The sequence below is a fragment of the Paenibacillus sp. R-74696 genome (assembly GCF_055814915.1).
In genome coordinates this window covers 37,156-49,626 of sequence record NZ_JBPULM010000002.1, presented here as the reverse complement: position 1 = coordinate 49,626, position 12,471 = coordinate 37,156, and the positions used below count along the sequence as shown (strand labels likewise).

Annotated in this window: 9 protein-coding genes and 1 pseudogene; 9 read left to right on the top strand and 1 reads right to left on the bottom strand. The window is 48.9% G+C overall.

Annotation, left to right across the window (positions count from 1 at the left end; all coding sequences use genetic code 11):
- Positions 1-3: 3 nt before the first annotated feature.
- From ACSR9A_RS00565 to pckA, 9 genes and pseudogenes are all read left to right on the top strand, one after another.
- On the top strand, positions 4-2,565 hold the full coding sequence (locus tag ACSR9A_RS00565) for a DUF5696 domain-containing protein (protein ID WP_473755075.1): 2,562 nt from the start codon (positions 4-6) through the stop codon (positions 2,563-2,565).
- Complete coding sequence (locus ACSR9A_RS00560) at positions 2,562-3,461, top strand: carbohydrate ABC transporter permease (RefSeq protein ID WP_473755074.1); 900 nt, start codon at positions 2,562-2,564, stop codon at positions 3,459-3,461. The genes ACSR9A_RS00565 and ACSR9A_RS00560 overlap by 4 nt, the downstream gene beginning before the upstream one ends.
- A 20-nt stretch (positions 3,462-3,481) precedes the next feature.
- Positions 3,482-4,498 (top strand): carbohydrate ABC transporter permease, encoded by a 1,017-nt coding sequence (locus tag ACSR9A_RS00555; RefSeq protein ID WP_473755073.1) that lies wholly within the window; start codon positions 3,482-3,484, stop codon positions 4,496-4,498.
- Positions 4,499-4,507: 9 nt separating this feature from the next.
- The gene (locus tag ACSR9A_RS00550) at positions 4,508-6,175 is read left to right on the top strand and encodes a glycoside hydrolase (protein WP_473755072.1); all 1,668 of its coding nucleotides are present in this window, start codon (positions 4,508-4,510) and stop codon (positions 6,173-6,175) included.
- Positions 6,176-6,435: 260 nt separating this feature from the next.
- Positions 6,436-7,074, top strand: coding sequence for a spore coat protein (locus tag ACSR9A_RS00545; RefSeq protein ID WP_473755071.1), 639 nt, complete (start codon positions 6,436-6,438; stop codon positions 7,072-7,074).
- 117 nt (positions 7,075-7,191) lie between these two features.
- A pseudogene (locus ACSR9A_RS00540) lies at positions 7,192-7,946 on the top strand (MBL fold metallo-hydrolase RNA specificity domain-containing protein); the annotation flags it as partial.
- A gap of 499 nt (positions 7,947-8,445) precedes the next feature.
- Complete coding sequence (gene gap, locus ACSR9A_RS00535) at positions 8,446-9,477, top strand: type I glyceraldehyde-3-phosphate dehydrogenase (protein ID WP_341281873.1); 1,032 nt, start codon at positions 8,446-8,448, stop codon at positions 9,475-9,477.
- On the top strand, positions 9,459-9,680 hold the full coding sequence (locus ACSR9A_RS00530) for a hypothetical protein (RefSeq protein WP_473755070.1): 222 nt from the start codon (positions 9,459-9,461) through the stop codon (positions 9,678-9,680). Before gap ends, ACSR9A_RS00530 begins: the two co-directional genes overlap by 19 nt.
- 5 nt (positions 9,681-9,685) lie before the next feature.
- Positions 9,686-11,257, top strand: a complete 1,572-nt coding sequence (gene pckA, locus ACSR9A_RS00525) for a phosphoenolpyruvate carboxykinase (ATP) (protein WP_473755100.1) — start codon at positions 9,686-9,688, stop codon at positions 11,255-11,257.
- Between the two features lie 76 nt (positions 11,258-11,333).
- Here pckA and aroC read toward each other — a convergent pair whose 3' ends face one another.
- Positions 11,334-12,389, bottom strand: a complete 1,056-nt coding sequence (gene aroC, locus ACSR9A_RS00520) for a chorismate synthase (protein ID WP_473755069.1) — start codon at positions 12,387-12,389, stop codon at positions 11,334-11,336.
- Between the last annotated feature and the right edge of the window lie 82 nt (positions 12,390-12,471).

Genomic DNA, 12,471 nt, shown 5'->3' with positions numbered 1-12,471 from the left:
GCGGTGAAGCGGAAGCTTGTGATCATCATGACGGCAGCCATTACCGGCTGCTTGCTTATAGCTCAAGGCACCAATTTCGCGGAATATGCGTCCGAGGTCGTAGCTGAGCCTGTGCCAAGCAGCGGACTAAATAGCGGGCTTGCAGCCTCAAGCAGCTATTCCGGCAAGGTACCTGCATGGCCTGAAGGGATGGAAACGGCGGCTGAAAATGAATTTTTAGCCTTGTATGTCAACCCTGAAACGACGGAAATTGCGGTTAGGGACAAGCGAAGCCAAGCGATTTGGTATTCCAATCCGCAAAATCGCGAAGCTGATCCGGTCGCAACCGGCTATAACAAGACGAAGCTGAACGTGCAGGTCGAGATCAGTTATTTTGACAGCGCAGGAAATGCATTGAAATATGATAATTACACCCATAGCGTTCAGAACGGCCAATATGCCATAGAGAAGGCAAATGACGGACTGGACATCGTCTATACGCTAGGGGAGGTTAAAAGCGACATCGATGCCATTCCTAAATATATTAGCGCGGACCGATTTCAAACCGTCATACTGGATAAAATCGAACAGTCGGCGGACAAAAGAGAAGTTGAGAAACGCTTTAAATATGATGAGGAAAACCAGCGTTATGAAAGAAGGGACTCCTCCTTTAAAGGAATCGGATTATCCAAGGTTACCGAAATCTTCAATCAGATCGGCTATGACGAGGAGCAGAAGGCAATCGATAAGGCGGCTTATGGCGAAGCGTCCACTGGCAGCGCCAACGTTCGGATTCCTTTGCATTATCGGCTGGATGGCGAGCATCTGTTGGTGACAGTTGCGGCGGGCGAGATCGAATATCCGGCTAATATGAAAATTCAGACGTTGTCCCTACTTCCGTTTTTTGGCGCAAGCGGGCGCGAGGATGAAGGCTATACGTTCGTTCCAGATGGGTCGGGTTCGCTTATCCGTTTCAACAATGGCAAAACCTACGATGCGCCGTTTCGGACGGCCCTTTACGGTTCCGATGCGTCTATTAGCCAGCTCATCAAAATTCAGAAAGAGGAAGCTGCACGCTTGCCTGTATTCGGCATGAAATATGAGGACCGGGCATTTGTCGCGATAATTGAGAAGGGTGACGCGGTCGCCGCGGTCGAAGCGGACGTAAGCGGCAGGCTGAATGATTACAACACCGTGCTCCCCAGTTTTACGCTGACTAATTTGGAGGAGGTTACCTTGACGAACGGGTGGCGCTCCAGTACGGTCAAAAAGTTTCAAGCGGAGCCCTTTGATGGGGAAATGACGGTTCGTTACGGCTTTCTCGGCACGGGGGAGGCCAGCTATTCGGGCATGGCGGCGCATTACCGTCAATATTTGATCAAGCAAACGGGCCTAACGAGGCTGCCGGATGAAGGGGATATTCCGTTCTATGTCGAGCTGATTGGCGGCATTCCGAAGAAGAAATTTTTCTTGGGCATTCCTTATAACGCCTATGAGCCGCTTACGACCTTCAATCAGGCGGAATCTATTTTGGGCCAAATGCTGGATAGGGGGATCGGCGGCATTAAGCTGCGTTATATGGGGTGGTTTAACGAGGGGTTAAACCATAACCTTCCCAATGCGATTGCCGTTGACAAGAAGCTCGGCGGAAGCAAAGGCTTAAACGAGCTAAAGGCATATGCCGATGCGAACGGTATAGGGTTGTTTCCTGATGCGGCCTTTCTTGAGGCAGCTCCGCAAGCGGATGGATTCAATAAGTCGAGCGAAGCTTCCCGATTTATTACGGGCCGGCTGGCGGAAATTTATTCTTACAGCGCGTCCACCTTCAGTCAAGAGGATGAACGCGAGCCTGGTTATGTAGTGAGTCCGAAATCGCTGCCGAAAATAACAGCTGGATTTATGGATGATTTTGGGAAGCTCCAGCTCTCGGGATTGTCTCTGCGCGATCTTGGCAGCGAGCTGAATTCGGATTTCAATCGTTCCGAGGTCATCAATCGCGAGGAAGCGAAAGAGATTGTAAAGCAACAGCTGAAGCAAATGAGCGGCTCCGTCAAGGAACTGCTGGTGGAGGGTGGAAACGCCTATTCGCTTCCTTACGCGCGGCATATTGTGGATGCGCCGATATCGAGCAGCGGCTTTAATATGACCGATGAAAGCGTGCCGTTTTTTCAAATGGTTTATCACGGCTACGTTCATACCGCTGGAAGCGCTTGGAACATGTCCGATGATCAAGACTCCTCCTACAACTTTCTGAAAGCGCTGGAAACGGGCTCTTCTTTGCATTACACATGGTTTTTTGCTGATTCATCCGCGATCAAAATGACGGAGTTCGACCATTTGTATTCCGCCGATTATCGGGGCTGGATTGACGAAGCGGCCCAGAGGTATGGCGAACTGAATAACGTTCTGCACGATGTGCAAGCCCAAGCGATTATTGATCATCGGGCACTGGCAGATGGGGTGTATCAGACCACTTTCGAAAAAGGGAAAACCATTATCGTCAATTATAACGATGCTCTGGCTGAAGTGGGCGAAATTACAGTTAGGGCAAAGGATTATTGGGTGGGAGGTGAAGCTCCGCGATGAGGTTCAGGAAGCTTTCGCTTGAGCAAAAAAACAGATATTACGGACTGTATTTCATACTTCCCTGGTTTGCAGGCTTTTTATTCCTGTTTATCGTGCCGCTGCTGTCATCGCTTCGCTACAGCTTTAGCAATCTGCAAGTCACGAATGACGGCTTTAGCCTGGACTTTATCGGACTGTCCAATTATCGGGAAGCCTTGTTGTCACATGAATCGTACGTCAGAATATTGACGGAATCAGTTGTGGATATTGCGGTCAACACACCGCTTATTATCATATTCAGCTTATTTTTTGCGGTGCTGCTCAACCAGAGATTTAGAGGACGGGTGCTGGCCCGGGCCATTTTCTTCCTGCCCGTTATTTTGGCATCGGGCATTATCGCCAGCATCGAGAACGGAGATTTGATGCAATCTGTCGTGCGAAGCGCAAATGATACAGCCGGCGGCGGCCTGTCCATCATGAAAAATCTAGAACTTGCCGTCCTGCTCATCGAATCAGGTGTGAGTATGACCTTAGTGGAGTATTTGACCGGTGCCGTCAGCCGAATTTATGAGATTATTAGCCAATCGGGTGTCCAAATCCTTATTTTTCTGGCGGGCCTGCAGTCGATTTCTCCTTCTTTGTATGAGGCAGCTAAGATCGAAGGCTCGACTGGCTACGAAGCATTCTGGAAAATTACATTTCCGATGATCAGCCCGTTAATTTTGACGAATCTGGTTTATACCATAATCGATAGCTTCATCAGTGATGAAACAAGCCGGCTTGTGGTGGATACGGCATTCAAAAGCTATAATTTTGGCCTTAGCGCAGCAATGGCGTGGATGTATTTTGTTGTTATTGCGCTTGTGCTGTGGATTACGACGTCAATTGTTTCACGAAAGGTTTTTTATCAAGATTAGCGGCCTGAAGGAGGAAGGACATGAAGAGGGAAATCGCTGAGGTGGGGCAGCCAACGAAAGATGAGTTACAGCATCGCATGGCGTCTGCTGCCTATTGGCTGGAATTTGCAAAAAAATGGCTGTGGATAACCATCCGATTCGTACTCATTTTCGGCATAGCGTTTGTCATCGTCTACCCGATTTTATTGAAGCTGTCGATTGCCTTCAAAAGCATGGATGATTTGTATGACTCTACAGTCATTTGGGTGCCGCATGCGCTGACGCTCGACAATTTCAAGCTCGTATTCCAAGCCATGAACTATCCGCAAGTGCTGCTCAATACGCTGCTGCTGTCTTCTGGGGTCATGCTGCTGCAAACGGCAACCTGCGTGCTTGCCGGCTATGGCTTTGCTCGAGTGAAGTTCAGAGGAAGCGGCTTTTTGTTCGCAGGCGTTATTTTTACGATTTTGGTGCCGGCCCAAACGATGATGGTTCCGCTTTATTTGCAATTTAAAAATTTCGATCTATTCGGGCTGGTTAAGCTGATTCAGGGCGAGCCCGCCAATCTGATAAACACCTACTGGCCATTTATTATTTCGGCAGCGCTGGGCATGGGTGTGAAGACGGGTTTATATGTATATATTTTTCGCCAGTTTTTCAAAGGAATTCCGCGAGAGATTGAAGAAGCTGCCTATGTGGATGGAGCCGGCTACTTTACAACCTTTAGAAGGGTCATTCTGCCTAATGCGGTCCCTTCCATGGTGACCGTCATGCTGTTCTCCTTCGTCTGGCAGTGGAACGATTCTTTTTTTACGAACATGTATTTGAATGAGCCAAAGGTCATGTCGTCGATGATGGCTTCTTCCGGCTATGCGATTGCTACGTTCCTTAGCGGAGGTGGACAGGCGGAAACCGCTTCCTATGTTCAGGACCCATTCTTTATGTCCATGATGATGAACACGAGTGTCCTGATGGCTATACTACCGCTCATTATTTTGTATTTGTTTGTGCAAAGGCATTTTGTAGAGAGTGTCGAACGATCAGGCTTGGTCGGATAGGAGAGGCGGATGAAAAAGAAATTGACAGTTGCTATCGTTGTGGTGTTCACATCAGCTCTAGGCTTGTATTTCGCTTTTACATCGAATCGTTCCGATAGCGCAAGCAGCCCGAAAAAGGAGGAAGCGCAGGTCCAGCAGCTGACGCCGCCGGATGCTTATGTATCGCTCGATGGAGCGGTCCGCTATCAAACGATTGATAATTTCGGCGCGTCCGACGCATGGTCGATGGACCCTCTGGGCAAGTATTGGACGGAAGAAAATAAAAATCGCGTGGCGGATTTGCTTTTTTCACGAGAGAAAGGAATTGGCCTGTCGGCCTGGCGCTTTAATATCGGTGCAGGCTCGATTGAAACAGACCAGTCGCGTATTCCAGATCCCTGGAGGAGGGCGGAATCGTTCAAGCTTTCAGAGGAAGGGAATTATGATTGGAGCAGGCAGGCGGGTCAGCAATGGTTTCTTCAAGCGGCAAAGGATCGAGGCGTGGATAGCTTCATTGCATTCGTGAACAGCCCGCCAGTCTGGATGACCAAAAATGGTTTTGCCCAACCGGATGAGGAAGTTGGCTCCACCAATCTGAAAGAGGGATATGAGGATGAATTTGCAGCATTTTTAATCGATGTTTTGGAGCATTTTAGCGAGGCAGGCTTGGATTTCGAATATATAAGCCCAATTAATGAGCCGACCTGGGATTGGAATCTGGCCCAGCAAGAAAGCAACCGTTATAACAACGACGATCTTAAGCGTGTCATTCTTGAATTGCATCGGCAGTTGAAAGAGAGCGGCCTTGAGGCGCAAATCAGCGCCCCAGACGGCGTGGAAATTACAGCGCTGCTGGATGATGAATATTACGGGCAGTTTGCAGGGGGCGGGACCTATTCGGGCGGGGCCAACAGTCTAGGAACAGGAAAATACCGGGAATATATTAAGGAGCTGCTCGGCGATCCTAGGCTCAAGGAGGCAATCGGCAATAAAATCGCTTCGCATTCCTATTGGTCCGATTACAGCAAGCCGGGCGACGACCGGCTGGGCAAGCTTAGACAATTGCTGGATGCCAATCTGAAAAAATACGACGAAGAGACTAAATACTGGGTAACCGAATATTGTATTCTTGGCGATTACGGTCCGGGGCGTGACCTTGGGATGGAGCCTGCCTTGCATGTGGCCCGCACGATTCATTTTGATTTGACGGAGGCAAATGCAGCGGCATGGCAGTGGTGGACAGCGGTGTCCAAGGTCGATTACAAGGATGGGCTGATCTATACTGATTTTAGCGAGGCGGGTGATGAGCAAAATATTTTGACCTCCAAAATCATGTGGGCGCTCGGCAATTACAGCAAATTTATACGTCCGGGTGCGCAGCGCATCTCGCTTGCAGGCTTGGATGAAGATGCGCGCAGCGGTTTGCTGGGCTCGGCTTATGTACATGAAGGAGAACAGACGGTTACGGCTGTATTCGTCAATGACAGCGAGGACGATAAGCGCGTTCGGGTTTCATTGGATGGCGTGGATCAGCACCATTCCATTGCATTTATGGAACCTTATGTTACGTCGGCGGGCCAAGATCTTGTCCGTGGGGAAAGCGTACCCGTGCTGGATGATTATTCGTTTGAAGCGGTTATTCCAGCGAGGTCTGTCGTCACCTTGACGGGAGGCGGGGCTGGCGGTACGGTCGAATGATAAGTCAAAACGATAGTTGAAAATAATAAACAGGAAGCAGTAGGCGTTGATGGTCATCCATCAACGCCTTTTTTGGCAATAGGCTTCGCGGAAAGAACGCTGTAGCTGAAAATGAATCGAAAAAGAGTGAGGTAGGCTGCCTCTCCTATTCGATTGTGGACGCACGTCCCTAAAATAGTTCGGTCAGGAGATGTATAAATTCAGCCTCCAGCTTTCATATTAACAACTATAAAATTGAGGAATGACAAAGAGGAGAATTGATGATGCAGCAGCAAACTACATCTAATAACAATGCACTGAAGGCAACGAACAAAAATCACGGGGGACATGAGCTTTTTGATTTGCAGGAGCTATTGAATTGCAGCATTAGCGCAATGGATCAATTTATGATTTTCAGACAATATGCACAGGATCAGGAGCTGCTTAGTCTTATCGACAAGCAATATCAATTTATGCAATCGCAATACAATTTGACGGCTGAATGCTTTAAGACCGGGCAGGAGCCAAGTCAAAAAACATCAACGTATTTGATTAAAGAGGTAACGCCGACCGTATTCGGCATGAAGCAAAGCTCGCCGAAAAAACCGATTCAATCACTAGCCGATGTCAACGATGCCGGAGTATGTGGTTTTATGCAAGGCATCGTTAAAAAGCATGCTTCGCTGTTAACGACGGCGGCTCTTGAAGCAACGAACCCGGTTGTCCGTCGTGTACTCGCTTCCCAAGTGCAAAACTTTATTGAAATGTCCTATGAGCTCTTTCTGTATCAAAATAAAAATGCCTATTATCAGGTACCGCAATTAAACGATGCTGATATGCAGCAAATTTTGAATACATTTTTGCCAATCGCTGAAACACCGCAAATGCCAGAGTCAAATAAAGGAACAGCCCTTCATTGACAGCAGCTTTTAGTTCAAAATAAAAGTTTAATGTTGAATAAAATACCCATATGCAGCTTAAAAGACGTCCGGTTCCCATTTCGGGCGTCTTTCTACTAAGAGGAATTGGAGGGGTAACTGAATATCCCGATTTATGCCTCAAGATTAACTGTAGGTCTGATTGAATTAAAGCTGAAGGAGCATGGTCTTCTTCGTACAACGCAGTTAAATTTAATTGATGCAAATTCTCGTATCGCCTTTGGTTCAATTCAGGTGTCATTTTTCAGTACTAACCATAGTATTCCGGATTGCTTGGGAATCGCCATGCATACACCAGAAGGAACGGTTGTACATACAGGCGATTTCAAATTTGATATGTCACCTGTCAAGCATCAATACCCTGATCTTCATCGAATGGCGGACATTGGTAAAAACGGCGTGCTGCTGTTGTTGTCAGAGAAATTAATGCTTACCCTAATGAAGCCCAAATATTTTGTTCCGGTTCATGGCGAATTTCGCATGCTTTATCAACACCGGCTGCTTGCGAATTCGGTGGGAGTTGACGAGGAGAACATTTTTATCGTCAACAATGGGGAGACTGTGGAGATCGAAAATAAAATATTCTTGTCATTGTCATTACGCTTAGTAAAACGGAAGGGCATATTCTATCCGGGCCAGACATCATTTCCCAGGGATTTGTTTATGTTCGTGACTCCGAAGCGCTCATGCGAGAGATCAATCAGCTCGTGGAATCGACAGTTGAAAAACTGCTGGAGGAGCATGGGAGCCAGTGGAATATGGTGAAGAAAACGTTAAGGGATGCATTAGGGCGTTTCTTATTTGCACAAACCAAAAGAAGGCCAATGATTCTACCGATCCTTATAGAGGTGTGAATAATAATGCTTTTTCTGTCAATCATATAGGGATCTTTTTCGAAAGGAGGGATATGTTTTGGCTAAGCAGCAAGGACATGGAGCACAAAACACAACTACTCGCACCTCGGACAAGCAAGGCAGTAAAGCGGGCAAAGGCGGAAATAAGTCATAGTCTGTAACCTTTTTGGGCAAGAAAGCTTCAATCCCGCATGACCTTGATGAAAAACAGTTTAGTTGCTTCGATTATCCATCAACCATTGCAGCCTTTGGATCAGCGATGATCTAAGGGCTGTTTTGTATTTCATAACACAGATTCGCTAAGGGCAAGTGATTGCTGCCAATCGAAAGCTTTATCTCAGTGATACATCATATAGGAGTATTACCTAAATAATCCGTCATATATAGGAGGATTTAAGGTGATAAAAATTTATTTAGTGCGTCATAAAAATATTTATGTTGTATTATAAAACGGTAATGATGTATGCTATTAGCAAATAAGCGAAGGGGGAATGCGGAAATGCACCGGGGGGTTGGCATTAGCGGAATGGGGAGAATCGGACGGCTGCTCGTTAGGAAAATGTTGTCTGAGCCGAATCCAGCAGTAAGGTTGAGGGCCATTAACAGCGTATATCCCGTGGAGACGATTGCTCATCTATTGAAATACGATTCGGTTCATGGGAGCTGGAAAGCAGATATTCTGGTTCGAGATCAACAGCTCGTGATTAATGGTCATTCCATACAAGTCGTATATGAAAGAGCGCCGGAGAACATTAAGTGGCATCGTTATGGCGTCGAGCTTGCCATTGACGCAACCGGGAAATTCAATGATCGGCAGGGTGCGCTGAAGCATATGGCTTCTGGAGCGAAACGGGTACTGATTACAGCGCCCGGCAAGCAAATGGACTTGACGATTGTGATGGGTGTTAATGACCATCTTTATCGCCCGGAGGAGCATCAGCTGTTATCAGCTGCCTCCTGTACGACAAACTGTGTGGCTCCGGTTCTTCATGTGCTGGATCAAGCGTTCCATATCCAATCTGGCTGGATGACGACGGTGCATTCCTATACTTCTGATCAAAATCATTTGGACAATCCGCATGAGGATTTGCGCAGGGCTCGGTCCTGCACCCAGTCCATTGTCCCTACGACGACAGGGGTCGGCAAGGCGCTTGCAGATGTGCTGCCGCATTTGTCCTCGCGCATTCAGGGCATGTCGCTGCGGGTTCCGACGCAGGATGTATCGCTAATTGACCTCACCATTCAAGCTGAGCGTCGTACAACAGCGGCGGAAGTAAATGAAGTTTTGAAAGCGGCTGCAGAAGGCAGCAAGTCTTCTTATATCGGTTTTGCCGAGGAGCCGCTCGTATCAGCCGACTATATTGGCTGCTCGAAATCGGCAATGGTAGACGGTCTTTCGACGATGGTTATGGACAATCAGATTAAAGTCATTGCATGGTATGACAATGAGTGGGCATATGCATGCCGCGTTATGGATGTAGCCAATCTAATGATGGAAAGGGTGAAGGATTCATGCGAAATCACGGTATAGAAATGGGAGCCATTTATTGCAAGCACTGCATGACGCTGATTGATACACAGCCAACGAAGAAGGTGACTAATTATTATTCGGAATGCAAGGAAGAGGCATGCGTTGGGTCGAGGTACGGTGGTGGACTAGTCAGTTCGGGGCAAATGCAAGGAAGCGGAAATCGGGCAGGCGGATACACAGGGACGGGAGGAAGCGAGTCATGAGCATCATGGAGTCGAGGCTGCGTCAGCAGTTAGGCGTACATTATCAATTAACGACAGAGCAGCTAATGGAGCATGCGATTAAACGCGGTGAAGGGACGAAGCTGGAATCGGGAGCGCTGCGGGTGCTGACGGGGCAATATACAGGCCGTTCGCCGAAGGATAAGTTTATTGTATGCGAGCCGTCTTCGCTGCCGCAGGTTGCTTGGGGCAAAGTGAACCAGCCGCTTTCGCCGGAGCATTTTAACCAGTTGTATGAAAAAGCAAAGCGTTATATGGAGCGGCAGGAGCTGTTCATCTTTGACGGCTATGCTGGTGCGGATGAATCTTACCGCCTGCCGATCCGCGTTATTAATGAATATGCTTGGCATAATCTATTTGCCCGCCAGCTGTTTATTCGTCCAAGCGAGGAGCAGCTTGCCACCCATAAGCCTGCTTTTACGGTCATCGCCCTGCCGGGGCTCAAGGCAGATCCTGCATGTGACGGCACAGCGTCCGAAACGTTCATTTGCATTTCTTTTGAGCAAAAAGTCGTGCTGATTGGCGGAACGGAATATGCAGGCGAGATGAAAAAGTCGATTTTCAGCGTGCTTAACTATTTGCTGCCATTGCAGGGCGTCCTGCCGATGCATTGCTCGGCGAATGTAGGAGAGCAGGGCGACACGGCGCTGTTCTTCGGCTTATCGGGCACGGGCAAGACGACGCTTTCTGCCGATTCCTCGCGCCGCCTCATCGGAGATGACGAGCATGGCTGGTCGGAGGATGGCGTGTTCAACTTCGAAGGCGGCTGCTATGCGAAATGCATTGGCCTGAGCGAAGAGAAGGAGCCGCAAATTTGGCAGGCGATCCGCAGCGGAGCTGTGCTGGAAAATGTAGCGCTAGATGCCCAGACAGGGCAGCCTGATTATAAAAGCAATTATCTGACGGAGAACACTCGCGCTGCTTATCCGCTTGAGCATATTCCGGGAGCGGTGCTCGCGGGGAAAGCAGGCCATCCAAACGTTATTTTGTTCCTGACCGCCGACGCTTGCGGCGTGCTGCCGCCGATCTCCAAGCTGACGAAGGAGCAGGCCATGTATCATTTTCTATCGGGGTATACGTCCAAGCTTGCGGGTACGGAGCGTGGGATAACCGAGCCGGAAGCGACGTTTTCCGCTTGCTTCGGGTCGCCGTTCCTGCCGCTCGCGCCAAGTGTATATGCGGAAATGCTCGGTGAAAAAATCGCCCAGCATGATGCCAAAGTGTATTTGGTTAATACAGGCTGGTCCGGCGGGCCGCATGGCATAGGGCAGCGGATGAACCTGCGCTATACGCGGGCGATGGTAACGGCAGCGATTGATGGCAGCTTAGAGCAGGCTGAATTTATGGCTGATCCAGTGTTTGGCCTGAGCTGCCCACTGGCGGTAGAAGGTGTGCCGAATACAGTGCTCCTGCCCCGCGAAGCATGGCAGGATAAGGCGGCCTATGATCAGCAGGCGGCCAAGCTTGCCGCACAATTTGTGAATAATTTCCGCAAATTCGTAGGCGTAAGCGCGGAAATCTCTGCCGCTGGTCCAGTAGTACAGCCGCACGAGCGCTGATAAAAGATTGTTATAGTGATGAAAAAAGGGACTGCTTTTAGGCTGTTATAGCCTCGAAGCAGTCCCTTCTTATATTTCACCCTAGCATGGCGGCTTGCCGCTTATACTGATCCTCCAATACGAGGCAGGCCATAGCCTCCACAACGGGCACAATTCTCGGACAAATGCAAGGATCATGCCGCCCCTCCGTCCTAATTTCCTGCTCCTCACCGTGGATATTAATCGTTTGCTGCGGGACCGAAATGGAGGAGGTCGGTTTAACGCTTATGCGAAAAATAATATCCTGTCCCGTGCTGATGCCCCCTATGATGCCGCCCGAATGATTGCTGAGAAACCCGTCGCCGCTCATCCCGTCATTATGCTCGCTGCCCAGCATGGAAGCGGCAGCGAAGCCAGTGCCAAATTCAATGCCTTTCACGGCACCAATCGATAGCATCGCTTTCGCAAGCTCCGCGTCCAATTTGTCAAATACCGGCTCTCCCAGACCAGGCACTACGCCGCGAATCCGGCATTCTACAATGCCGCCGCAGCTGTCGCCAATCGCTGCGAGCTGTTCAACTTTACGGATCATTTTCGCTCCGGCAGCAGCGTCACATGCACGAACCGCATTTTGTTCAATGACGGCTTCATCGAAGGTTTCGCATTCAATGCCTCCGATAGCCTGCGTATAGGCAAGCACCTGCACGCCCCTTTGCTCCAGCAGCTTGCGGGCAATAGCGCCGCCGGCTACTCTGCCCGCCGTTTCTCTGCCGGAAGCCCGTCCACTGCCGCGATGGTCGCGAATGCCATACTTTTGCAAATAGGTGAAATCGGCATGGCCTGGGCGAAAAGAATGCTGGATATCACTGTATGCATCTGGTCTCATATCCTGGTTATGCAAAATAACGAAGAGCGGCGTTCCCGTCGTTTTTCCCTCGAACATGCCCGATAAAATATGAACGATATCATATTCCTTACGCGGGGAAGTGACTGACGATTGCCCGGGCTTGCGTCGATCCATCTGCTGTTGAATATAGGCTTCATCGATTTCGACGCCCGGCGTTACACCGTCGACAATGACGCCAACCGCCTCGCCATGGGATTCGCCGAAGGTTGTGATTTTAAAAGCTTCTCCGAATGTATTTCCTGCCATTATGGATCATCCTTTTTTGTTTTCTTGTATAAACCCGATTATAATGAAGAAAATGAAATAAGTGAAATTGGATTTTATTAAA

What these genes read in the sequence shown, in the direction of transcription:
- ACSR9A_RS00555 (WP_473755073.1), top strand. Translation starts at nt 3,482, where the DNA reads ATGAAGAGGGAAATCGCTGAGGTGGGGCAGCCAACGAAAGATGAGTTA.
- aroC (WP_473755069.1), bottom strand. Translation starts at nt 12,389, where the DNA reads ATGGCAGGAAATACATTCGGAGAAGCTTTTAAAATCACAACCTTCGGC.
- ACSR9A_RS00550 (WP_473755072.1), top strand. Translation starts at nt 4,508, where the DNA reads ATGAAAAAGAAATTGACAGTTGCTATCGTTGTGGTGTTCACATCAGCT.
- ACSR9A_RS00560 (WP_473755074.1), top strand. Translation starts at nt 2,562, where the DNA reads ATGAGGTTCAGGAAGCTTTCGCTTGAGCAAAAAAACAGATATTACGGA.
- ACSR9A_RS00530 (WP_473755070.1), top strand. Translation starts at nt 9,459, where the DNA reads ATGCGAAATCACGGTATAGAAATGGGAGCCATTTATTGCAAGCACTGC.
- gap (WP_341281873.1), top strand. Translation starts at nt 8,446, where the DNA reads ATGCACCGGGGGGTTGGCATTAGCGGAATGGGGAGAATCGGACGGCTG.
- pckA (WP_473755100.1), top strand. Translation starts at nt 9,686, where the DNA reads ATGGAGTCGAGGCTGCGTCAGCAGTTAGGCGTACATTATCAATTAACG.
- ACSR9A_RS00545 (WP_473755071.1), top strand. Translation starts at nt 6,436, where the DNA reads ATGATGCAGCAGCAAACTACATCTAATAACAATGCACTGAAGGCAACG.